Consider the following 22,433-nt stretch of genomic DNA (forward strand, 5'->3'; position numbering starts at 1 on the left):
CCTCCCTCACCCTCACGGGTTAGTTCCTGGAAAGGATCGACACATGCTCGACCCCTGTGTCCCGGTCGTGCTGCTACGGATCGACCCCAACCCCTTCCACCACGGGACACTGGGGGCGGCCAGATCCCTGGGACGCTGCGGTGTGGAGGTCCACGTGGCCGCCGAGTCGGCCGGCAGCCCGGTCACCCGCTCGCGCTACGTCACCCGGACGCACCCCGCGCCCCGCCCGGGAGCGTCGCTGAGCGAGGTCACCGCCGCCCTGCGCCGGACGGCGGCACGGGTCGCCCGGCCCGCGGTGCTCATCCCGATGGACGACGCGGGAGCCATCGCGGTGAGCCGGCTGCGCGAGCCGCTCTCCGAGATGTTCCTACTGCCGGAACAGCCCGAACACCTCGCCGAGTACGTCGCCGACAAGGCCAGGCTGCCCGAACTCTGCCGGGCCGTCGGCATCGACCACCCGCGCACGGTGCTCCCCCGCGACGAGCACGAGGCGTACACCGCGGCCGAGGAGCTGGGCCCGCCCGTCGTGGCCAAGTGGAGCCACCCGTGGCTGCTCCCCCAGGGCTCAGGACTGCGCAGTACGAGCCTGGTCCACACCCCGCAGGACGCACGCGACCTCTACCTGAGGGGCGCCGCCACCGGCAGCGAACTGCTCTTGCAGAAGTACCTGCCCACGGCCCCCGGCTGCGACTGGTTCTTCCACGGCTACGCCGACCGGCACGGAAAGCTGCACGGCGGGGGAGCCGGCAGCAAGGAACACGCCTGGCCGCGGGGGGCCGGACTGACCGCGGTCGGCCGCTGGGCCACCGCCCCGCACCTACGGGCCACGGTCGAACACCTCGTCGAGGCGCTGGAGTACCGCGGCATCTTCGACATCGACTTCCGGGTGGACGCCACGACGGGCAGGTACTGCCTGCTGGACTTCAACCCGCGCCCCGGAGCCCAGTTCAGGCTGTTCGCCGACGGCAACGGCCTGGACGTCGTACGAGCCCAGTACCTCGACCTCACCCACCAGCCGGTGCCCGACGGACAGGCGCTGCCGGGACGCGCCTTCATCGTGGAGAACTACGCGCCGCTGTCCGCGCTCCGGGCCCTGCTGACCTCCGCCCTGCCCGACCGCCGCGGCCCCACCGCACCGGAACTCGCCTGGCACGCCCGGGACGACCGGGCGCCCGCACGGGCCATGGCCTCCGACTGGTCCCGGCACGCGGCCCGCCGACTGCTGCACCGGGCGCGGCCGACGGCGCCCGAAGCGTTCGGCACCCGGCCGAGCGGCCCGACCGAAACCGCAGCTGCCGTCCCGATCGCGACGGCTGAACGAAAGGCGAGCTGCTGATGCACGACTTGCTGGTGGTGGGCGCAGGCCCCTACGGCCTGTCCATTGCCGCCCACGCCCAGGCGCGCGGACTCGACACACGGGTCTTCGGACGCCCGATGGAGTCCTGGCGCCACCACATGCCGCGGGGCATGTTCCTGAAGTCGGAGCCCTGGGCCTCCAACCTCTCGGCGCCGGACGCCAGGTTCCGGCTCGACCAGTACTGCTCCGCCAACGGTGCCACCGCCCGGCACGGCGTCCCGATCCCCGTGGAGACGTTCGCGTCCTACGGCCTGTGGTTCGCGCGCCGGGCGGTCTCCGGCCTGGACGAGCGGCTGATCGAGCACATCGACGCGGCCCCCGGCGGTTTCGCCCTGCGGACCGAGGACGGCCAGGTCCTCCACAGCCGGGCGGTGGCCCTGGCCAACGGGGTGCTGCCGTACATGCACATCCCCGAAGCGCTGCGGGGGCTGTCGGACGAGTACGTGTCGCACAGCAGCGGACACAGCGATCTCGGCCGCTTCCGCGCATCGCACGTCACGGTGGTCGGAGCGGGGCAGGCCGCACTGGAGATCGCGGCACTCCTCGCCGAACAGGGGACGCGGGTACGGATCGTCGCGCGCGCCGCCCAGCTGGACTGGAACACGGTCCCGCCGCCCTGGGTACGCCCCTGGTACAAGAGCCTGCGCGCTCCCCACAGCGGCCTCGGCAGCGGCTGGCGCAACTGGTTCTACGCCGAGAAGCCGGGGGCGTTCAGGAAGCTGCCGGAGCGCACCCGGGCGGGCATCGCCGCGACCGCGCTGGGCCCCGCGGGCGCCTGGTGGATCAGGGACCGGGTGCACACGGACGCCATCGACATCCGGATGGGGCGGACCATCGTGGACGCGCGGCCGTCGGCGGGCCGGCTCCACGTGCGCACGGCCGGCGCCGCCCAGGGCATCGAGGAGTTCGAGACCGATCACGTCATCGCCGCCACGGGGTTCCAGGCGACCCGTGCGCACATGACCCTGCTGGCGCCCCGGGTGCGGGAGGTGCTGGCCCCGCGGCCCGAGGACACTCCGCGGGTGGGGCGCGGCTTCGAATCCGCCTGCCCGGGGCTCTTCCTCGCGGGCCTGGTGACGACGCCCGACTACGGCCCGGCGATGCGTTTCGTCCACGGAGCGTCCTACGCGGCACCCTCCCTGACCGACGGGGTCGAGCGGTACCTGACGCGGCAGCCGCGGCGGGGAGGCACCGCGGTGCCTCCGGGCAGGCGGCACACCCCGGACCCCGTGGCGGTCACGTCCGAGGGCTGAGACGACCCGTTGGGGTGACAAGGCTGGCAAACGAGTGAACCGGGGCCCCAGGGCCCCGGTTTCGGTGGTGCACTGTCGCCTGTCATGAGAATGGCCGTGCTGCCTCCCTCCCAGCCGGCGGCTTCATGCCGTTGGAAGGCAGCCTTTGTTCGCGCCGTCCTCAGAGGGCCGGGAAGAGCGTTGGTAGCTCTTCCCGGCCGGCATTCAGCGTCGTACCGCCGCTCTGCGGTACAGGATCCCGCCGCCGAGCAGTAGCGCGGAGCCCCCGGCCAGAGCCGCCGACAGCAGGTTCTCGTCGGTGCCCGTCGCGGCGAGCTGCTCCCGCGCCGCGGGCGCCGGCCGGTCGACCTCCGCCATCGTGTGCGGACCCGACGCCCGTACGGGCCGCTCGGCCTCGATCATCTGGTGCGAGGCGGGGACGGACCTGATGGCGGGCGGCTTGCCCGGACCCTCGTGCGGCGCCGGGGGCCGCTCCTGCCCGGCGGGTGGCGGCACCGCCGTCGCGTCCCCGTCCTTCGCGCACGTGTTGCCCAGGGCCGGGTTGAGCGCGCCCACCACGTCGACGGTGTTGCCACACAGGTTCAGGCCGACGTCCAGGGGGGCCTGCACCGAGTTGCCCGACAGGACGCCGCCGGACTGCGTCGCGCTCGCGGTATGGGGTGCGGGGGCCTCGGGGGCGCGCTCGGCCGTGTCCTCGCCGTAGCCGCTCGACGCACGCGGTTGCCGGTCGGGCCCGGGAGAGGCGACGGCGCCGGAGCCGGGGTCCGTCCCGGCGCAGCTGTTGCCCGTGGCGGGGTTGAGCGCGCCCACCGGGTCGACGCTGTTGCCGCAGACGTCGACGGGGACCGACACCGGAGCCGAGACCGAATTGCCCGACAGCACACCCGGAGAACCGCTCGACTGCCCCTGGTCACCTGCCAGGGCGGCCGCGCCGGCCCCCGGCACGGCCAGCATGCCCGTCGCCGCCGCGGCTGCCACTGCTCCGATTCTCAGTGCCTGCCTCAATGGGTTTCCTTTCCCGCTTCACATTCGAAGCCGACCCCGGAGCACGGAGGCACCGGGGTCGGCTGGGAGACAAACTGCGGTTCCCGCGTCAGTCGTTGACGCAGGGGTTTCCGAAGGCGGGGTTCAGCAGCCCGATCACGTCGATGCTGTTGCCGCAGAGGTTGACCGGCACGTGGACGGGGACCTGCAGGACGTTGCCCGACAGAACGCCCGGGGAGCCCACGGCCGCCCCCTGCGCACCGGCGTCGGCGAAGGCCGGGGCCGCCATACCAAGGGCCATGACCGCACCGGCCACGATCGTGGCGCTCTTCTTGAGGGACATGTTTCTCTCCTTTTACCGAGGGGCTCTGCACACAGCAAACGAGCCACCACGGAGTGAGGAAACTGTGCCGTCCGGGCGACGAACAATAAAGATGAACTATAAAGACGACCAATAAAAAACCCGGGCCGTCCGCAGGAGAAGACTGCGGACGGCCCGGGCTGTGTGCGCGGCGGCTGATCAGCCGTTCTGCGTACCGTTGGCGGAGAGGACCGGGATGTCGTCCAGGATGTGCGACAGCGGCTCGTCGCCCTTCGCCTGCGTCGAGTTCTCGACGCACTGCTGGTTCTGCGGGGCCGACAGGATCGGGATGTCCTGGACGCCGACGTTGACCAGACCCACGATGTTCTGGATGTTGGCCTTGGCGGGCAGACCGATGCAGGGCTTGTTCAGCGAACCCTGGACCAGGCTGAGCTGCGGGCTCATGTCGCCGTCGGTCGAGGAGTTGCCGAACGCCTGCTGCGAGCCGTTGCCGCTGGCGGAGGTGGTGCCGCTGTCGTCACCCAACGCGAGCGCCTGGGGGGCCGCCGCGGCGGAGATGCCGACTACGGACACGGCGACTGCGGCTGCAGCCATTGCCTTCTTGAGCATTTTTTCTGTTCCTTTTCTGACAGGCACCGGTTACTGCGAAAGGAACAACTCCCCGGGAACGCGATGGTTCCGCAAGTTCACCCGTTGTGCCGAGAGTCTGATAATCCCTACGGCGTGCCGGACCCCATCCGGGTGAATGTGGGCAACCAAACCGCCTGTCGCCGAGTTGATGAAGATGCTCTCGGAACCAATTGAAGGGGAACCCCCATGATGAAGAAGGCTGTGGCTGCCGCCGCCGTCACCGCGTCTCTCGTCGGCATCTCTGCGGCGGTGGCGCCGCAGGCCCTGGCGGAGGGCAATGACGGCGGAACGACCTCCTTCAGCGGCAACAACGCCCAGCAGTCGTACGGCAACTCCGCGACGTACGGCAACATGAGCCCGCAGATGGCGCTCATCCAGGGTTCGCTGAACAAGCCCTGCATCGGTCTGCCCGCCAAGGCCAACATCCAGAACATCGTGGGTCTGGTCAACGTCGGCGTCCAGGACATCCCGATCCTGTCGGCCCCGCAGAACCAGCAGTGCGTCGAGAACTCGACGCAGGCGAAGGGCGACGAGCCGCTGTCGCACATCCTGGACGACATCCCGGTCCTCTCCGCCAACGGAACCGGTAACCACTGATCCGAGTGGCGTACGAGCCGGGCCGCCGTGATCGGCGGCCCGGCTTTTCACGCGTGAACGCGTAGTCCGTAGGTATTACGCCGAATGGGTCAGGGCCCGCAACCGTCGTAATCCTGGCCAGTTGTCTAACCGTAGCTCCGTAAACGGAGTTCGCTCATGAAGGGAATTCGCATGAAGAAGCTGTGGGCAACCGCAACGATCGCCGCTTCCATCGCCGGCCTGTCGGCGGTGGCTGCTCCTCAGGCTCTGGCCATCGGTGACGACGGGAGCACCACTTCGGCCAGCGGCAACGGGGCCCAGGAGGCGTTCGGCAACTCCTCCGCCAACGGGAACCAGAGTCCGCAGCTCACCCTGGTCCAGGGCACGCTGAACAAGCTCTGCGTGGGCCTGCCGGTCAAGGCGAACGTCCAGAACATCGTGGGTCTGGTCAACGTCGGCGTCCAGGACATCCCGGTCCTGTCGGCCCCGCAGAACCAGCAGTGCGCGGAGAACTCCACGCAGGCCAAGGAGGACGAGCCGCTGTCGCACATCCTGGACGACATCCCGGTCCTCTCTGCCAACGGCACGCAGAACGGCTGAAACACCTGAGGGGCAGCTGCCGAGCGCAGCTGCCCCTCTCGCGTGTCCGGGTGCCTGGACTAGCCGAGCAGGTTGGTGACCGGCGCCACGAGGTCCGTCACCTGGTGCAGCTCGTTCAGCTTGTTCAGCTGGTTGAGGCCGGTGAGCTGCTCGGCCGTGTGGGGCACCTTGTCGCGGTGCGCGGCCGGAATGGCCATGGTGGAGACCGCGTCCAGCGTCGCGGTGGGGGAAATGGTGTTGCCGGCCGCGTTCGGGGTCGTGTCGGCCTGCGCGGCGGGTGCCACGATCGCCGTGGCTCCGACTGCGAGCAGGACAGCGGTGATGGCTCGTCGAGTTGAGGTCATGTCTTCTCTAACGGCGCACAAGAGGCGACGGACACGGGACGAAGAGGCCCCCGGCCGGGCGATTCGCTTTCATCGTCCCTGATGGCGTAGTGTTGCATTCATCGACGCGGGGTGGAGCAGCTCGGTAGCTCGCTGGGCTCATAACCCAGAGGTCGCAGGTTCAAATCCTGTCCCCGCTACTGAAGTCCGAGGCCGGAATCTTTCGAGATTCCGGCCTCGTTCTGTTGGTGGGTCCTGACCCGGACGGAGCAGTAGCGCTCGCCCCCGGCCCCCTCCCCGGGAACCCTTGGTGAGACGCCGGAATCCGGGCGCGGACGTGGCAGGAGACAAGTGGTGGGGCAGCGAGGAGGGCGGCAGAGCCACGGAGCGGACGCCGTCGGCACGCGTGCCTTCCTCCGCGTGCTGCCGCTGCTGCTGATCGCCGGCGGCGCGGTCTACGAGTACTGCACCCCGTCCGAGTTCGCCGGCTCCCCCCTGTTCAGCGCCGCGCCGCTGGTCGTCGCCCCGTTCTTCTCGCTGGCCGGCACGGTCACGGCCGGGGCCGTCTCGATCGCCGCGATCGTCGCCGTGCACCTCAGATACGAAGGGGCGTTCACCACCGGCGTCTACACCGAGATGGCGACCGTCGCCACGGTGTGCGTCCTGGCCTGCTTCATCAACCGGATCAAGCGCCGCAGCGACGAGCAGCTCGCCTCCGCCCGGCAGATCGCGGAGGCGGCCCAGCTCGCGGTGTTGCCGGAACCGGCCGGGCGGATCGGGGGACTCGCCGTCGCGGCGCGGTACGAGGCGGCGCAGGCCGACGCGTTCATCGGCGGTGACCTGTACGCCGTGCAGGACACCCCGCACGGGGTGCGGTTCGTCGTCGGGGACGTACGCGGCAAGGGCATGGGCGCGGTCGCCGCCGTGGCCGTCGTCATCGGCGCCTTCCGTGAGGCCGCCGAGCAGGAGGGCACCCTGGAGGCGGTCGCCCAGCGGCTGGAGCGGGCGCTGGCCAGGGAGGGCAGCCGACGGCGCGGCATCGACGACTTCGAGGGGTTCACCACCGCCGTGCTCGCCGAGATCCCGCACGGCGGCCACCTCCTGCGCGTCCTCAACCGCGGCCACCCCGAGCCCGTCGTGCTGCGCGGCGACGGTACGGTCCAGGTGATCACGCCCGCGGAGGCGGCGCTGCCGCTCGGCCTGGGCGAGCTCGGCTCCTGGCCGGACCGGGCCACCGAGACGGAGTTCCCGTCCGCGGCGACGCTGCTGCTCTACACCGACGGGCTCTCCGAGGCGCGGGACGCGGGGGGCGTCTTCTACGATCCCGCGGCCCGGCTCGCCGGACGCGTCTTCCCCGGGCCCGAGGAGCTCCTCGCGACGCTGGCCGAAGAGGTGCGCCTGCACACCGGGGGCGGCGCCAGTGACGACATGGCGCTGCTCGCCGTACGGCGCTCTTGATCAACGTCACGAGGGGTGATCGAACGGCATCCCTGCGCATAACAATTGACACACCGTCAGAAAATGACAGGTTTGGCCTGTGCCGGAATCGGCGGTCAACTCGCCCGATTCCGCCCGGTAGTGCCCCGTTAAGTCCAGGCCAGAGACGTGAACGATCAGTGGGAACAGCTTGGAATTACTATCGGCTGTCTATTAACGTTCGATAACGCAGCGCGGTCGTCCCAGCCGTCACAAGAGATGGCTCCGCGCGCACACGCTCAATCCCGCAAGGGAGCCGGGGAACCACCAACTTGGGGTGAATCAGGCATCGTTCCGTCGCTTTTCGGGCGCCGGACCGTGCTCGTAGGAGACCTTCCTGCTCCGAACCCGTCAGCTAACCCGGTAGGCGAGAGGAAGGAAAGGAGAGCGCCCCCGTGGCGTCGAACCGTCCTGCCCCCGAGTTCTCCGGGTTCTCCGCCGACTCCGCCGATGGCGGCCTCGGCGTCGAGCGGGAGAGCTGGGAGGAGTGGAACCCCACCGAGGAGTCCGTCCGTCCCGTCCGCGGCCGGCACCGCGTGGCCCGCCAGCGCGGCGGACTCGCCCGCAGCTCCACGGTCCTCGGCGTCGGCGTGATCGCCGCCGTCGGCGCGGGCGGCATCGCCACCGCGCAGGGCGGCAAGCCCGCCGTCCACATCTCCATGCCCGACCTCTCCGCCGTCAAGGACTCGCTGCCCGAGGCCGCGTCGCTGCCCGGCGTGGGCGCGCTCATGTCCAACGGCTCCGGCTCCGGCTCCGCCGCCGACGCCGCCTCGGCCGCCCCGCTCACCATGGTGGGCACCGGGGAGTCGGGTGCGGGCGAGGCGCTGCGCGCCCGCATCATGCAGCAGGCCGAGACGCAGCAGGACGCCGCCGACGCCAAGGCGCAGGCCGTCGCCGAGGAGGCCGCCGCGCGGAAGGCCGCCGCCGACGCCGCGGAGAAGCAGGAGAAGGCCGAGGCCAAGGCCGCCGCCGAGAAGAAGAAGGCGGAGGAGGAGGCCAAGAAGAAGGCCGAGGCCGAGCGCCTCGCCAAGCTGGCCAAGAGCTTCAAGCTCCCCGTCGCCTCGTACACGCTCACCGGCACCTTCGGACAGCCCGGCTCCCTCTGGTCCTCCGGCTACCACACGGGCCTCGACTTCGCGGCCTCCACCGGTACGCCGATCTACGCGATCCACGGCGGCACCGTCACCGAGGCCGGCTGGGCGGGCGCGTACGGCTACCGCACGATCCTCACCCTCGACGACGGCACCGAGCTGTGGTTCTGCCACCAGTCCTCGATGAACGTCAGCGTCGGCCAGAAGGTCAGCACCGGCGACGTCATCGGCCGCGTGGGCGCCACCGGCAATGTCACCGGGGCCCACCTCCACCTGGAGGTCCACCCCGGAGGCGACGCCACAGGAGTCGACCCGGCCGCGTGGCTGCGCGGCAACGGCCTCACCCCCTGACCCCGGTACGCCCCCGCGGAATACCCGGTTCCGTGGGGGCGTTGAAGCAGGGCATGACTTCTTCTCCCGCTCTGCGCAAGCTCGGCTCCTCCGACCTGGAGGTCTTCCCGCTCTCCCTCGGGGGCAACGTGTTCGGGTGGACGGCCGACGAGGCCGCCTCCTTCGCGGTGCTCGACGCCTACACCGCCGGCGGCGGCAACTTCATCGACACGGCCGACTCGTACTCGGCCTGGATCGAGGGGAACAAGGGCGGGGAGTCGGAGACGATCATCGGCAAGTGGGTCAAGGCCCGCGGCAACCGCGACGACGTCGTCATCGCCACCAAGGTCGCCCGCCACCCCGACTTCCCCGGCCTGCGCGGCCCCAACATCAAGGCCGCCGCCGACGCCTCCCTCCAGCGCCTGGGCACCGACCACATCGACCTGTACTACACGCACTTCGACGACGACGAGACGATCCCGGTCGAGGAGATCATCGGCGCCCTCGACGAACTGGTGAAGGCGGGCAAGGTGCGCTCCATCGCCGCGTCGAACATCTCGCCCGAGCGCCTCCAGGAGTCCCTCGACTTCTCCGACCGCGAGGGCCTCGCCCGGTACGTCGCCCTCCAGCCGCACTACAACCTCGTCTCGCGCGACACGTACGAGGGGCCCCGGCAGGACATCGCCTCCCGTGCGGGCCTCGCCGCCGTCCCCTACTACGCGCTGGCCTCCGGCTTCCTGACCGGCAAGTACCGGCCGGGCGTCACGGTCGACAGCGCGCGGGCCGGGGGCGCCGCCAAGCACCTGGAGACCGAGCGGGGCCGCAAGGTCCTCACCGCCCTGGACGAGATCGCCGAGGCGCACCGCGCCGAGATCGCCACGGTCGCCCTGGCCTGGCTCGCCGCGCAGCCCACGGTGGCGGCGCCGATCGCGTCCGCGCGCACGGTCGAACAGCTGCCGGCGCTGCTCGCGGTGGCGGACCTGAAGCTCACGGACGCCGAGCTCGGCCGCCTCACCGACGCCTCCGCCTGAGCGCCTGGCTACGGATAGCGGTACGGGTTGTACGCGGGTCCCTGCGGCATCGGCGGGCCCGCGTACACCGGTGGCCGCCACATCGGCGCCGCGATCCGGGAGGCGTACGCCAGCGCGGGGCGCGCGAAGCCGCGGCGCTCCCACAGCGCGTCGAGCAACTCCCGCTCCCGTACGACGAAATCGGCGCCGGCCCGGCCCCTGCGGCCGCGGTGCCGCAGCAGCGCGAGCGAGGTCGCGTACGACTCGTACTCGGCGACCGCCGTGTCCGCCTCCTTGCCGCCGTAGTGCGCGGCGTACTCCCGGGCCAGGCGGCGGGCCTTGAGCGAGCCGAGGGCGAACGGTTCGGGCGGCGCGAGCCAGCCGGCGACGACATAGGCGGACAGCTCCGCTCGCACCGTGCGCAGTTCGCGACGGCGTACGTACACGGCGAGCCAGGTGACGAGGGCGAACACCGGCACCATGAAGGCCGCGTAGACCGCGAAGAACCCGTACTCGCCCAAGGACGACGAGCCGTTCCAGAAGGCGTGCATGCCCATCGCGGCGAGCAGCCCCGCGAGCGGCAGCAGCAGGCGGCGGACCCGGCCGCGGTCGGGCGCGACGGCCGCCGCGATCCCGAAGCCGATGCCGGTGAGCACCGTGAACAGCGGGTGCGCGAACGGCGACATCACGATCCGCACGAAGAAGGTCGCCGCTGTCACCGAGGTGAGGCCGGGGCCCGTGCCCGCCAGTTTGTCGGTGCCGAAGGCGTTGCCGAGGTACAGGATGTTCTCGGTGAACGCGAAGCCGGTCGCGGTGACCCCGGCGATCACGACGCCGTCGATGATGCCGGTGAAGTCCCGTCTGCGGAACAGGAAGACGAGCAGCACGGCCGCGGCCTTCGCCGACTCCTCGACGACGGGCGCTATGACGGTGGCGCCGAGGGTGTCGGCGCCGGTCGGGTCGGCGGTGGCGGTCTCGATCCACCGGGTCGCGAAACTGTTCGCGACGATCGCTATCAGGGCTGCCGCGCAGGCGCCCCAGGCGAAGGAGAAGAGCAGGTTCCGCCAGGGTCCTGGCCGCACCCGGTCCAGCCAGCGGAACGCGGCTATCAGCAGCGGCACGGGCAGCACGGCCAGGCCGAGCCCGACCAGGAAGCCCTCTGTGCCGGTCTGCTCCCGGACCAGCGCCACGATGACGGCACCGGACAGGGCGAGCAGCGCGGCCAGCGCCGTGACCCGGACGCCCTTCCGTTCCCACCAGCGCGGATGCGGGACCGCGCCGGGCGGCCGGGCGCCGGGGGCGTGGTCCTGGTGGGGCGGGCAGCCGGGGTACGAAGCCACACATTGACCCTAACGAGGGATACGGTGCGCCGCGACGGGGCCTCGGGCCCCTTCCACCCCGGACTCCGGGGCCGGACCCGCTACCGGCGCCGGAACAGCAGGTCGTGCACCATATGCCCCTTGTTCAGGCCCTGACCCTCGAAGCGGGTCAGGGGGCGGAACTCCGGGCGCGGTGCATAGCCGCCCTCCGGCCGGGTGTTCTCGTAGTCCGGGTGGGCGCCGAGCACCTCGAGCATCTGCTCCGCGTACTCCTCCCAGTCCGTCGCGCAGTGCACCAGCGCCCCGGGCTTGAGCGGTCCGGCCGCCAGGGAGAGGAACTCCGGCTGGATCAGCCGGCGCTTGTGGTGCCGCTTCTTCGGCCAGGGGTCGGGGAAGTAGACGCGCAGGCCGTCGAGGCTGTTCTCGGGGAGCATCGCGCGCAGCAGGATGATCGCGTCACCGTTGGCGACCCGTACGTTCGTCATGCCGCCGCGATCGGCGAGGTTCAGCAGGTTGCCCTGGCCGGGCGTGTGGACGTCCACCGCGAGGATCCCGGTCGACGGATCGTCCGCCGCCATCCGCGCCGTGGCCTCGCCCATGCCGAAGCCGATCTCCAGGACGACCCGCTCGACACCGGGGAACATGTCGGCGAGATCGAGGACGCGCTGCCCGTCGATGTCCAGGCCCCACTGGGGCCACAGCCGCCGCAACGCGTCGGCCTGCGAGGTGGTGACCCGGCTGCGCCGCGGCTGGAAGCTGCGGATGCGCCGCTCGAAGTGCGACCCTGCGGGGTCGGGCCGGGGCCCGTCGGGGAAGCGCGGCTCGTTCGGGCGCTCGGGCGGGGCGGGAAGCTTGGGCGATTCGGACTCAGACACAGTGGGACGATTTTACGGGTCCGCACCGCAGTGCCGCCCCAGGCCGTGACCTGGCAGGGGGCAGGGGGCAGGAGGCAGGGGGTAGGGGGCAGGGGCTACGCCGAGTCGAGCGCGGCGAGCGCCCGGCGGGCCACCTCCCGGCCGATGGGCAGGGAGGCCGTGGCCGCGGGCGACGGCGCGTTCAGCACGTGGACCGTGCGGGCGCTCTCCCGTATCAGGAAGTCGTCGACGAGCGTGCCGTCCCGCAGCACCGCCTGCGCCCGCACCCCGGCGGGCGCCGCCACCAGGTCGTCCGGCGTGACCGCGGGCATCAGCCGGCGCACCGCGTCGGTGAACGCGCGCTTGGAGGCGGAGCGCCGCAGCTCTCCCGCCCCGTACCGCCAGTGGCGCCGCGCTATCCGCCACGAACCGGGCCAGGCCAGCGTCCCCGCCAGCTCGCGGGGGCGGACGACGCTCCAGTCGTAACCCTCCCTGGCCAGCGCCGGCACCGCGTTCGGCCCGACGTGGACGCTGCCTTCGATGCCGCGCGTCAGATGCACCCCGAGGAACGGGAACGCCGGGTCCGGCACCGGGTACACCAGGCCGCGCACCATCTCGGGTCTGGCCAGGTCGAAGTACTCGCCGCGGAACGGCACGATGCGCATCTGCGGGTCGTCCCCGGCGAGCCGGGCTACCTGGTCGCATTGCAGCCCCGCACAGTTGACCAGGACCTTCCCGCGCACGACGTCCCCGGCGGCGGTCCGCACGGCGACACCGAGCGCGGGCCGCCGGTCGATCCGCACGATGTCCGCCCCGTACCGGATGTCGGCCCCGGACGCCTCGGCGAGACGGCTCGCGACCGCGCGGTAGTCGGCGATGCCGGTGCTCGCGACGTGGATGGCGGCCAGGCCCCGCACCTCGGGCTCGTGCTCCTGGATCTGCGCGGGGCCGAGCTCACGCACCGCGATCCCGTTCTCCCGGCCGCGCTGGGCGAGCGCGTGCAGCCGCGGCAGCTCGTCCCGCTCGGTCGCGACGATCAGCTTCCCTGTGACGGCGTGCGCGACCCCGTACTCCGCGCAGAACTTGACCATCTCGGCGGCCCCACGCACCGCGAACCGCGCCTTCAGCGAGTCCGGGCGGTAGTAGATCCCGCTGTGGATCACTCCGCTGTTGCGCCCCGTCTGGTGCCGGGCCGGGCCCGCCTCCTTCTCCAGGACGACGACGCGCGTGCCCGGTGCGGAGCGCGAGAGGGCGTAGGCGGTGGCGAGCCCGACGATCCCACCGCCGACCACCAGCACATCCCCGTCATACGCAGCCGTGCTCACCGGGCCTCACCTCCATCTCCTGCATCTTGCCCGACGCCACTGACAATCCGTACGGGACAGGGGGCACCTGGCACCGCTATGCCGGGGCCATCAGCAGGGGACGGGCGCGCTCCCGCAGCTCGACCACCCGCGGTTCGTCGCCGTACGGCTCCAGGCGGTGCAGCAGATCCTTCACGTACTCCGTGGTCCGGGCGGACGAGATGCGCCCCGCCACCTCAAGGGCGCGCGTCCCCTGCTCGCACGCGGCGTCCAGGTTCCCCGACTCCAGCTCGGCCACCGCCGACACGACGAGGCGCAGACCGTGCGAGCGTACGAACTCCTCGGTGGGCCGGGACAACGCCTGCTCCGTGAACCGGCGCACCTGTCGCGGCGCCTTCAGGTCCCGGTAGCACTCGGCGGCATCCGCGGCGAACCGGTCGTAGGAGTAGAAGCCGAGCCAGGAGGGGTCGCTGTCGCCGTCCCGGGACCGCTCCAGCCAGCCCTCGGCGGCCCGCAGCGCGGCCCCCGCCGCCGGCGCGTCACCGGCACGCGCGTGTGCGCGCGCCTCGACGAGCCGGAAGAAGCTCATGGTGCGCGCGGTCGCGAGCCCGCGGTTGCGTTCCAGCGCGGCCTGCGCGAGGTCGACGCCCTCGTCCCCGAAGCCGCGGTACGTGGCCTGGAGCGACATGGTGGCGAGTACGTAACCGCCCAGGGGCACGTCGGCGGCGGCGCGCGCGAGCCGCAGCGCCTGGATGTAGTACCGCTGCGCCGCCTCCTGCTGTCCGGTGTCGAACGCCATCCAGCCCGCCAGCCGCGTCAGTTCGGCGGAGGCGCCGAACAAGGAGCGCCCCACGTCGTCCGAGTACGAGCCGAGGAGCAGCGGAGCCGCCTCGACCCGCAGGCACTCGGGGACCATGGAGGAACGCCAGTCGCCGCCCCCGTACTTAGAGTCCCAGCGCCTCGCGTCCTGGGCGGCCTCCCGCAGTTTCAGCACATCGCTGTGGCCCACCTTCTGGGGTGCGCCCTCCTCCGTGAGGTGCACCTCGCGGGCGACCGAGGAGTCGGCCGGGGTTATCAGCCACCGCGAGGCGGGCGTCGCGTACGCGCTCACCGCGAACGAACCGGCCAGGGACTGCCAGATGCCACCGCTGCCCGCCCGGCGCCCGGCGAGGTCGAGCCGGTACAGCTCCGTGGCCGACTTCACCGCCGCCCGTACGTCGCGGGGGAAGGCGAGGCCCACCTCCGGCGCGGGGTCCGCGTCGGCCAGGCCGATCTCGTGCAGCGGCACGGGCCGTCCGAGCTTCTGCCCGACGGCGGCCGCGATGAGGTGCGGGGCGGCGCCCTGCGGCACCATCCCCTTCGACACCCAGCGCGCCACCGAGGTCTTGTCGTAGCGAAGGGTCAGCCCACGCTGTGCGCCAAGGTCGTTGACGCGCCGCGCAAGCCCCGCGTTGCTGATTCCCGCGAGGGCGAGAACGGCGCCGAGCTTCTCGTTCGGTCCGCGTAGCTCCCTGGACATGCGCCACCCCTCGACACAGACGGCTGCCGCGCCGGCATCTCGCAAACCTCTCGGCCTGGCATAACCGCGCGGCATTCGTACACCCAGCGTAGTTCGCCGGATCCCAAGCGTTAAGGGCAAGGTTCCGGATGGCGAGATTGTTGTCCGTTGCGAAATACGGCGCAGGCCACGCCCCGTGACCGTGTGCTCCGGTTGTGGTGCCGTGCGCCCGTGCGTGCGCTCTTACCCGCGCATGGGGTGCGCGCTTGCATGGAACCTGCGTGGGTCGGCCCGCTGTACTGGATCCAGTGGGCTGGGGGACACCGCCGCCTACATCCCCGCGGGCGGCGGACCGGTCCGGGAGGCGCAAGGCGCCTCCCGGACTGTGCGTTGCGCGGAGTGGCCGAAGCGGGGTGTCCGGCTCCGGCCACCGGCAGCCGATTTGGCTGAATCCCGTCCCTGCCGTCCTGCCTCGCCGTGGTGGTGCCACGGTTCAACCACGGCTCGAAAGGGGCGCATTAAGGGGAGTGCACGCTATGTCTCGCTCCCTACTTGCCCCCTCCCGGGCGCCTCCTTCGTGGCAGCATGGGGACACTTGGTTGTCCACAGGTTGTGGAGGCAGCGATGCGGTGGTTGGTGGGATGGAGCAGTACCACCGCTGGGCCCGGTGTCTTCGAGTCCGCGGGAGCCATGGGGGCGGAGGGCGAAACGGTCCACCCGGTCGGCTCCCAACTCCTGTGGGGTGACCCCGATCCGCTCTGGGCGGTCGGCGACTGGCGCCCCGACGAGGTGCGGATCGTCAAGGTCGACGACCACACGAGGATCGCCGTCCTCGGCGTGTGCGGCGCCTCCGACGAACAACTGCGGGTGGGCCTCTTCGCCGCGCGCGGCGGCGCCCTGCGCCACCTCACCAACTGGCCGGGCAGCTACACCGCCGTCGTCCAGGTCGGCCGGCGCGTCATGGTGATCGGCGATGTGGCGGGCGCCCGCCCGGTCTTCCACACCCCGTGGGCGGGCGGCACGGCGTACGCCACCGCAGCCCTGCCCCTCGCCGACCTCATCGAGGCCAACCTGGACGTGGGCCACCTCGCCGCGCTGCTCGCCACCCCCGACGTCCCGGAGGCGCTGCACGACTCGACGCCGTACCAGGGCGTGCGCCGCATCCCGCCCGGACACGCGCTGATCCTGCGGGCCGGCACCAGGGAGATCGCCGGTTACGAGGCCGTGGCGTCCCTGGCGGTGGGCGCGGGCCCCATCGACGCCGACCGCGCGGTGGACGGAGTACGGGACGCCCTCGTGGACGCCGTACGCGCCCGGCTCGCCGCGCCCCGGCACGTGCCCGGCACCGACCTGGACCCCGGCCCGGTGCCCGGTATGGGCCCCGCCGAGCGGCGTGCCGCCCGCGGGATGCCCGTGCCCGGCATCGGCGCGGACCTCTCCGGCGGCCCCGCCTCCGGCACCCTGGCTCTCCTCGCGGCGGGCCTGCCCGGGCTGCCCGGCACGGTCCTGGGCCACGGCACGGGGGCCGGCGAGCGCCTCCTGGCGGTCACCTTCAACGACATGTCGACCACCACGACCAGCCACGAGTCGGAGCTCGAACGGGCGGGAGCGATCGCGGCCAACCCCCGGCTGCACCACGTGGTCGTGGCCGCGGGCGAGGAGGCGTTGCCCTACGCGGACCTGGACGGTCCGCTCACGGACGAGCCGAGCGCCACCCTCGTCACGGCGGCCCGGCACCGGGCACGCCTCGTCTCCGGGAGCGCCGACCACTTCACCGGTTACGGGGCCCGCGAGGTCCTGGACGCGCATCCGGCCCGCCTGACCGACCTCCTGATGGACCGTCGCCGCCGCCACATGGTGCGGCCGGTGGCGGCGCTGACGAAGGCGGACGGTGGTGGTTCCTTCACGGTGCCCGCGCGCGTGTACGGCGCGGCCCGCAAGCTGGCCCGTACGCCCTACAAGGCGGGCCTCGAGAACCTCTCGGACCGGCTTCTGCGACGCAACTTCGACGAGCCGGGCGGCCCTGTCGGAGCGTCCCTGGCAGCGCTGACCTGGGCGCGACCGGGACCTGCCGCGCGCTGGCTGACCGGCGAGGCCCTCGCTGAAGTATCGGTTCGCCTGCACGAGGGGACGACGCGCCCGGGCCCGGGCCCCGGCCAGCGCCCCGGCGAGTTCAGGGCCCGCGCAGCGCTGGCCCGCCAGGCGGCGGACCTGCGCATCCTCGAACAGGCCGCGGAGATCCGCTTCCAGCGGCTGCACGCCCCGTTCCTCGACAACCAGGTGGTCCGCGCCTGCCGCGCGCTGCCCGAGGCACTCCGCGTCCAGCCGGGCGCCCGCGCGACGATCCTGCGCTCGGTCCTGGAGGGCGCGGGCGTGGCCGACCTGCCACCGGGTTGGGGGGCACCTTCGCACGCCTCCTCGGCGGCGGCGGCCCGCACCGGCCTGCGGGTGGCGGTGGACCATTTGATCGCCTTGTTCGATACGCCGCTGCTGGCGCAGACGGGCCTGATCGAGGCACGCGTGGTCCGCAAGGCGCTGCGCGCGGCGGCCGACGGCGACCCCCTCCCGTTGGACGGCCTGGCCGACCTGGTCGCCCTGGAACTGTGGCTGCGCCGCCTGCTGTCCCGCCGAGGCACCTGCTGGACAGGCACCCCGGCCCGCGCAAAGGCGGTCCCGACAGGCAGCGTGATCCCAGACCGAGCCCTAGGAGCGGGCCCGCGCCGCTAGCGCACCAGGACCCCACATGCGGAGGGCGCCCCGGACCGGAACCACCCACGACGCGCACCCGCGATCGGACGGGAGGGGCGGCGTCGGGGTGCCCCCGCAGGAACCCAGCGCAGGACGCCCCGCCGATGGCGTACGGGTGGCGCGGCAACGGATCCGGCCGAGGAGGCCCCCCGACGCGGCCCCGCTACGGAGACGGGGGGCAAGGCGAGCCCGGACCGAAGCCACCCACGAACGTGCACCCGCGATCGGACGGGAGGGGCGGCGTCGGGGTGCCCCCGCAGGACTCCGCGGGAACCCAGCACAGGATGACCCGCCTATGGCGTACAGCAGGCGCGGCAACGGATCCGGCCGAGGAGGCACCCCGTCGCCGCCCCGCCACCACAAGGAGGAGAGGCGAGCCCCGGACCGAGAGCCCCACCCGCCCCGGCCCGGAAAGCCCCAGCCCCCGCCCGCCGAACCGGCGACAATGCCCACGTGCAGTACACACTTCTGGGCGCGACACAGGCCCACGACGACAAGGGCAACGCCATACCCGTGGGTGGCCCGCGCCTCCGCGCCCTCCTCACGTCCCTGGCCCTGCACACCCCGCACACGGCCCCCACCGACGCCCTGATCGCCGACGTCTGGGCGGACGACCCGCCCGCCGAGCCAACGGCCGCGCTCCAGGCCCTGGTGGGCCGCCTGCGCCGAGCACTCGGCAAGGGAGCGATCACTTCGGAGACCGGCGGCGGCTACCGACTCGCGGCGACCCGCGCCGACATCGACCTGTACGTCTTCGAGGGCCTGGTCCGCGAGGGCACCGCGGCGCTGGCCGCGAACGACCCGGCGACAGCGGCCCGCATCCTGCGCGAGGCCCTGGCCCTGTGGCGCGGCCCCGCGCTGTCCGACCTGCCGGACCATGCGGCGGCGACCCGCCCGGAGGCCCTGCGCCTGGAAGCGACCCGCGCGAGGGTGGCCGCGGACCTGAGGCTGGGCCGCGCCTCCGAACTCGTACCGGAGCTGAGAGAGCTGACCACGACGCACCGGTACGACGAGCCGCTGAGGGCGCTACTGATCCGGGCGTTGCGGGCGGCGGGCAGGGGCGCGGACGCGCTGGCGGCGTACGAGGAGGCCCGCCGCACGCTGGCGGAGGACTTGGGGGCGGACCCGGGCCCGGAACTGACGGGACTCCACGCGGAGTTGCTGGCGGACCCGTCTGAACCGACGGAGCCCCACGCCCCCCGGCCCCCACAGACACAGCCCTCCCGAACCCCCCGAACCCCCCAAACCCCCCGGGCCCCCCACTCCCCCGACCCCCGCCCCCCGACCCGCACGGGCAACCTCCGCCCCCGCCTGAACTCCTTCGTGGGCCGGGAACCCGAACTCGCCGCCATCCGTTCAGATCTGCGAGGAGCACGCCTGGTCACGCTCACGGGCCCGGGCGGCTCCGGCAAGACCCGCTTGGCAGAGGAGGCCGCCGCCCCGGTCCCGCAGGCCTGGATGGTCGAGCTGGCGCCGCTGGAGGACCCGCAGGCGGTCCCGGGCGCGGTTGTCAGCGCGTTGGACCTCCGCGAGACGGTGCTGCTGACGAACGAGTTGTCGCAGGGCCCGCACGACGACCCGACGGCGCTCCTCATGGAGCACTGTGCGAACCGCACGCTGCTCCTGATCCTTGACAACTGTGAGCATGTCATCGACGCGGCGGCCCAGCTCGCGGAGACGCTCCTCACGCACTGCCCGGGCCTGACGATCCTCGCCACCAGCCGTGAACCCCTCGGCGTACCGGGGGAGTCGGTGCGCCCGGTCGAGCCGCTGCCCCCGGATCCGGCGCACCGCCTGTTCACGGAGCGGGCGCAGGCCGTGAGCCCCGGGTTCGACCCGGCCGGCGACCCGGAGGCCGTGGCGGAGATCTGCCGCCGTCTGGACGGGCTGCCGCTCGCCATCGAACTGGCCGCGGCGAGGCTGAGGCTGCTGACGCCCCGCCAGATCGCGGACCGCCTCGACGACCGTTTCCGCCTTCTGACGAGCGGGAGCCGTACGGTCCTGCCGCGTCAGCAGACGTTGCGCGCGGTCGTCGACTGGTCCTGGGAGCTGCTCGACGACCGGGAGCGCGCGGCGCTGCGGGAGCTGTCGGTCTTCGCCGGCGGCTGGGACCTGGAGGCGGCGGAGGCGGTGTGCGGCGGCGATGCGACGGCGGTCGCGGACACGGTCGGCTCGCTCGTGGACAAGTCGCTTCTGGTGGCGTCGGTGCAGCGGGGCGCGCACGTCTTTGCGGACACCGGCATGCGCTACCGGATGCTGGAGACCATCCACGAGTACGCCACGGAGCGCGCCGAGGAGACCCCGGGGTCGCGCCTGGAGGCCCGGCGCCGCCACATCGCGTACGTACGGGCGCTGGCCGCGCGGGCCGCGCCGAAGGTGCGCTCGGCCGAGCAGCTTCCGTGGATCGAGAAGCTGGAGACGGAGCTCGACAACATCCGGGCGGCGCTGGCGCGTGCGACGGGCGATCCGGATCTGGCCGACGAGGAGAGCGCGATCGCCCTGGCGCTGGACATGGGCTGGTTCTGGTGGCTGCGCAACCACCGGCCGGAGGGCATGGCCTGGATCGAGTCCATCGAGCGGCTCATGCCGGACCGCACGGTCCCGGACGATCCGGCGGACCCGTTGTACTGGCCGCGGATGAAGCTGCGGCTGCTGTCCCTCTTCCTGATCGCCGAGACGCGGCCGCAGGACGCCGTCGCCAGTGACGAGGACCGGGCGTACGTGGAGCGGGTGCGGGCCGCCTTCGAGCCGCCCAGCCCGGAGGGCGCCCGCTTCCCGGGGATCATCTGGCCGTTCTCGTTGTTCCTCGTCCAGAGTGCCCACTGGAGCGATGTGCGGCCCGCCCTGGACGCGGCGGTCGCCAACTGCCGCCGGTACGGCGGTGACTGGGAGGTCGGCGTCACGCTCATGTTCCGTACGCACGTGGCCGTCGACATGCCGGGGCACATGGAGGGCGTGGACGAAGACCTCCTGGAGCTGCGGGAGATCAGCCGCCGGGTGGGCGACCGCTGGATGCGCGCCCAGGTGAGCAGCGCCGCGGGCGAGGCCGCCATAGGGCGCGGGCGGCTGGCGGAGGCGAAGGGCGAGTACGAGGAGGCGCTGCGCCTCGCCTACGAGGTGGGGGCGTACGCGGAGACGCCGTTCTTGATGGCCCGGCTGGCCGAGATCGCCTACCTCGAAGGTGACCGGGCCGCCGCGGAGAAGGCCCTCGACGTGGCGAGCGAGGCGGCGGAGACGCACGGCACCCTGGACACGACGGCGTTCGTCACCCTGCTGAGGGCGCAACTCGCACTGGCGGGCGGCGAGTTGGTGCGAGCGCGCGAGTTGTGCGACCTGGCCCGCTCGGCGGCGGACAATGCCACGCCACCGCCACAGTTCCTCGCGGCGCTGGGCATGGCCGATGCGCGCGTCCGGGCTGCCGAGGCGGGCCCCGCGGCCGGGCTCGCGCTCCTCGTCGGCGTACTGCGCGACGCGACGGCGGAGCGCTGCGCCGAGACGGTGACCGCGGGCCTGATCGATGTCGGCGCCGAACTGCTGGCCCGGAGCGGCGATGTGGTGGGTGCGGCGCAACTGTTCGCGGCGTCCGACGCGCTGCGGGGCGGCCGGGACCGCCCGATGCCGGAGCGGGCGGAGCGTGCGGCTCTGGAGACCCGCGCGCGGGCGGAGCTGGGCGAGGCGAAGTACGAGGCGCAGAGCGCGGCGGGAGCGGCCTTCACCCAGGACGAGATCCTGACGGTGCTGATGAGGGGCGCGGCGGCGTCGTGACGGCGGCCGCCGCCGGATCGCCCCGCGCTCCGCGGTCGCTGTCCTCCAAGAGCCTGTCTCTCAGCTACAGGTGAACCGGGACTCGGCCCAGTCCGCGAGGCCCACCGCGCCGAACGAGGTGTGCGGTTCGGCCACGAGCCGGATCGTCCTGTGCCCGGTCAGATCGACGTGCACCGGCACGGCCGGGTCGTGGCCCCGGACGACCGATGAGCTCCAGGCGCGGGCGCCGTCGACGTAGACGGAGAACCGGACCGCTCCCAGCCCCAGCGTCATGTCGTCGACACCGGCGAACGCGTCGTAGGCGGTGCACGTGCGGTTGAGGTCGATGGTGACGGAGGACCCGGCGTGCACGGACACCCCGTTCGCGTACTGCTTGCCGCCGATCGACATGCCGTACCGCTGCCACACCCAGCTGCTCTCGCCGAGCCGCATCTCGGGCTCGGTGCCGTCGCCGAGGAGGCCGTACTTCAGCTCGTTCCACCGGTAGACGGCCGGGGCCGGCGGGGGAGTGGGTTTCGGCGGCGTCGGCTTCGGCGTCGGCTTCGGCTTGGGAGGGACCGGCTTCGGCTCGGGCGGAGTGGGCGCGGGGGTCCGCTCCGGGGGCGGCTCCGGCGTGGGGGTGGGCTTCGGCTCCGGAGAGGCCGAGGGCTTCGGCTCGGGAGGGGACGGTTCCGGCTTCGGGGCCGGGGGTTCGGGCGCGGGCTCCGGCGGCTCGGGTGACGGCTTCGACGGCGGGACCGGCTGCGACACCGGCGGCTTGGCCGCCTTCGCCTCGGGCTTCGGCTTCGAATCGCCGGACAGTGCGATGGCCACCGCGACGGCGATCCCGGCCGCCACGACACCGGCCGCGATACCGGCCTTGGCGGGCGCCCCGAGCCCTTCGGACGCGGGGCCTCCGGCCGCGCCGCCCCCGGAGGGGGCACCACCCCTCCCCCACTGATCCACCTATCCCTCTCCTCCCCCCTCCCCTGCTTCTTCCTCAACTAAGGGGAC

At 72.6% G+C, this 22,433-nt stretch carries 17 protein-coding genes, 1 tRNA gene, 1 pseudogene and 1 riboswitch; of the genes and pseudogenes, 10 read left to right on the forward strand and 9 right to left on the reverse strand.

Features of this window, described 5'->3' with window-relative positions:
• Nucleotides 1–43: 43 nt before the first annotated feature.
• Entirely contained in the window at nt 44–1,336 is a 1,293-nt protein-coding gene (locus ACZ45E_RS11145; RefSeq protein WP_468219143.1) for a carboxylate--amine ligase, read from the forward strand.
• Entirely contained in the window at nt 1,336–2,610 is a 1,275-nt protein-coding gene (locus ACZ45E_RS11150) for an NAD(P)-binding domain-containing protein (protein ID WP_468219145.1), read from the forward strand. Before ACZ45E_RS11145 ends, ACZ45E_RS11150 begins: the two co-directional genes overlap by 1 nt.
• A gap of 204 nt (nt 2,611–2,814) precedes the next feature.
• On the opposite strand, the gene ACZ45E_RS11155 is transcribed toward ACZ45E_RS11150, so the two are convergent.
• The 3 genes from ACZ45E_RS11155 to ACZ45E_RS11165 form a co-directional block, all read right to left on the reverse strand.
• Nucleotides 2,815–3,588, reverse strand: a complete 774-nt coding sequence (locus ACZ45E_RS11155) for a chaplin (protein WP_468219147.1) — start codon at nt 3,586–3,588, stop codon at nt 2,815–2,817.
• A gap of 115 nt (nt 3,589–3,703) precedes the next feature.
• Nucleotides 3,704–3,895, reverse strand: a complete 192-nt coding sequence (locus tag ACZ45E_RS11160) for a chaplin (RefSeq protein WP_468219244.1) — start codon at nt 3,893–3,895, stop codon at nt 3,704–3,706.
• Nucleotides 3,896–4,114: 219 nt separating this feature from the next.
• Entirely contained in the window at nt 4,115–4,525 is a 411-nt protein-coding gene (locus ACZ45E_RS11165) for a rodlin (RefSeq protein ID WP_468219149.1), read from the reverse strand.
• A 207-nt stretch (nt 4,526–4,732) separates the two neighbouring features.
• Here ACZ45E_RS11165 and ACZ45E_RS11170 point away from each other — a divergent pair, with 207 nt between their 5' ends.
• The gene (locus tag ACZ45E_RS11170; RefSeq protein WP_468219151.1) at nt 4,733–5,143 is read left to right on the forward strand and encodes a rodlin; all 411 of its coding nucleotides are present in this window, start codon (nt 4,733–4,735) and stop codon (nt 5,141–5,143) included.
• Nucleotides 5,144–5,314: 171 nt separating this feature from the next.
• Entirely contained in the window at nt 5,315–5,722 is a 408-nt protein-coding gene (locus ACZ45E_RS11175) for a rodlin (protein ID WP_468219246.1), read from the forward strand.
• 59 nt (nt 5,723–5,781) lie between these two features.
• On the opposite strand, the gene ACZ45E_RS11180 is transcribed toward ACZ45E_RS11175, so the two are convergent.
• Complete coding sequence (locus ACZ45E_RS11180) at nt 5,782–6,066, reverse strand: hypothetical protein (RefSeq protein WP_468219152.1); 285 nt, start codon at nt 6,064–6,066, stop codon at nt 5,782–5,784.
• Between the two features lie 105 nt (nt 6,067–6,171).
• Here ACZ45E_RS11180 and ACZ45E_RS11185 point away from each other — a divergent pair.
• From ACZ45E_RS11185 to ACZ45E_RS11200, 4 genes are all read left to right on the forward strand, one after another.
• Nucleotides 6,172–6,245, forward strand: a tRNA-Met gene (locus ACZ45E_RS11185).
• Nucleotides 6,246–6,399: 154 nt separating this feature from the next.
• Entirely contained in the window at nt 6,400–7,503 is a 1,104-nt protein-coding gene (locus ACZ45E_RS11190; protein ID WP_468219155.1) for a PP2C family protein-serine/threonine phosphatase, read from the forward strand.
• A gap of 244 nt (nt 7,504–7,747) precedes the next feature.
• Nucleotides 7,748–7,906, forward strand: a riboswitch (cyclic di-AMP (ydaO/yuaA leader).
• A 10-nt stretch (nt 7,907–7,916) separates the two neighbouring features.
• Nucleotides 7,917–8,963 carry a M23 family metallopeptidase gene (locus tag ACZ45E_RS11195; protein ID WP_468219157.1) on the forward strand — a complete coding sequence of 349 codons (1,047 nt, stop codon included), beginning with the start codon at nt 7,917–7,919 and terminating at the stop codon, nt 8,961–8,963.
• Between the two features lie 53 nt (nt 8,964–9,016).
• Nucleotides 9,017–9,973 (forward strand): aldo/keto reductase, encoded by a 957-nt coding sequence (locus ACZ45E_RS11200; RefSeq protein WP_468219158.1) that lies wholly within the window; start codon nt 9,017–9,019, stop codon nt 9,971–9,973.
• An 8-nt stretch (nt 9,974–9,981) separates the two neighbouring features.
• Here the strand turns inward: ACZ45E_RS11200 and ACZ45E_RS11205 are convergent, their stop codons facing one another.
• The 4 genes from ACZ45E_RS11205 to ACZ45E_RS11220 all read right to left on the reverse strand — a co-directional run bounded on the left by ACZ45E_RS11205 (nt 9,982) and on the right by ACZ45E_RS11220 (nt 14,948).
• Nucleotides 9,982–11,292, reverse strand: coding sequence for a PrsW family intramembrane metalloprotease (locus tag ACZ45E_RS11205; protein ID WP_468219159.1), 1,311 nt, complete (start codon nt 11,290–11,292; stop codon nt 9,982–9,984).
• Between the two features lie 80 nt (nt 11,293–11,372).
• A complete protein-coding gene (gene trmB / locus ACZ45E_RS11210) occupies nt 11,373–12,146 on the reverse strand; it encodes a tRNA (guanosine(46)-N7)-methyltransferase TrmB (RefSeq protein ID WP_468219162.1) in 774 nt (257 codons plus the stop codon).
• Between the two features lie 95 nt (nt 12,147–12,241).
• Complete coding sequence (gene lhgO, locus ACZ45E_RS11215; RefSeq protein WP_468219163.1) at nt 12,242–13,450, reverse strand: L-2-hydroxyglutarate oxidase; 1,209 nt, start codon at nt 13,448–13,450, stop codon at nt 12,242–12,244.
• A 76-nt stretch (nt 13,451–13,526) separates the two neighbouring features.
• Nucleotides 13,527–14,948, reverse strand: a complete 1,422-nt coding sequence (locus ACZ45E_RS11220; RefSeq protein ID WP_468219164.1) for an MFS transporter — start codon at nt 14,946–14,948, stop codon at nt 13,527–13,529.
• 603 nt (nt 14,949–15,551) lie between these two features.
• Here ACZ45E_RS11220 and ACZ45E_RS11225 point away from each other — a divergent pair.
• Nucleotides 15,552–17,654: an asparagine synthase-related protein gene (locus tag ACZ45E_RS11225; protein WP_468219166.1), complete on the forward strand. Its 2,103-nt coding sequence runs from the start codon at nt 15,552–15,554 to the stop codon at nt 17,652–17,654.
• A 474-nt stretch (nt 17,655–18,128) separates the two neighbouring features.
• On the forward strand, nt 18,129–21,440 hold the full coding sequence (locus ACZ45E_RS11230; RefSeq protein ID WP_468219169.1) for an AfsR/SARP family transcriptional regulator: 3,312 nt from the start codon (nt 18,129–18,131) through the stop codon (nt 21,438–21,440).
• Nucleotides 21,441–21,500: 60 nt separating this feature from the next.
• On the opposite strand, the pseudogene ACZ45E_RS11235 reads toward ACZ45E_RS11230, so the two are convergent.
• Nucleotides 21,501–22,433 (reverse strand): annotated as a pseudogene (locus tag ACZ45E_RS11235) (NPCBM/NEW2 domain-containing protein); the annotation flags it as partial.

Source organism: Streptomyces sp. NPDC030991 (assembly GCF_055571235.1).

Bases quoted from the DNA above. Each gene is read 5' to 3' on its own strand.
- ACZ45E_RS11225 (WP_468219166.1), top strand. From the start codon at position 15,552: ATGCGGTGGTTGGTGGGATGGAGCAGTACCACCGCTGGGCCCGGTGTC.
- ACZ45E_RS11220 (WP_468219164.1), bottom strand. From the start codon at position 14,948: ATGTCCAGGGAGCTACGCGGACCGAACGAGAAGCTCGGCGCCGTTCTC.
- ACZ45E_RS11175 (WP_468219246.1), top strand. From the start codon at position 5,315: ATGAAGAAGCTGTGGGCAACCGCAACGATCGCCGCTTCCATCGCCGGC.
- ACZ45E_RS11170 (WP_468219151.1), top strand. From the start codon at position 4,733: ATGATGAAGAAGGCTGTGGCTGCCGCCGCCGTCACCGCGTCTCTCGTC.
- ACZ45E_RS11160 (WP_468219244.1), bottom strand. From the start codon at position 3,895: ATGGCCCTTGGTATGGCGGCCCCGGCCTTCGCCGACGCCGGTGCGCAG.
- ACZ45E_RS11200 (WP_468219158.1), top strand. From the start codon at position 9,017: ATGACTTCTTCTCCCGCTCTGCGCAAGCTCGGCTCCTCCGACCTGGAG.
- ACZ45E_RS11150 (WP_468219145.1), top strand. From the start codon at position 1,336: ATGCACGACTTGCTGGTGGTGGGCGCAGGCCCCTACGGCCTGTCCATT.
- ACZ45E_RS11145 (WP_468219143.1), top strand. From the start codon at position 44: ATGCTCGACCCCTGTGTCCCGGTCGTGCTGCTACGGATCGACCCCAAC.
- ACZ45E_RS11165 (WP_468219149.1), bottom strand. From the start codon at position 4,525: ATGCTCAAGAAGGCAATGGCTGCAGCCGCAGTCGCCGTGTCCGTAGTC.
- ACZ45E_RS11180 (WP_468219152.1), bottom strand. From the start codon at position 6,066: ATGACCTCAACTCGACGAGCCATCACCGCTGTCCTGCTCGCAGTCGGA.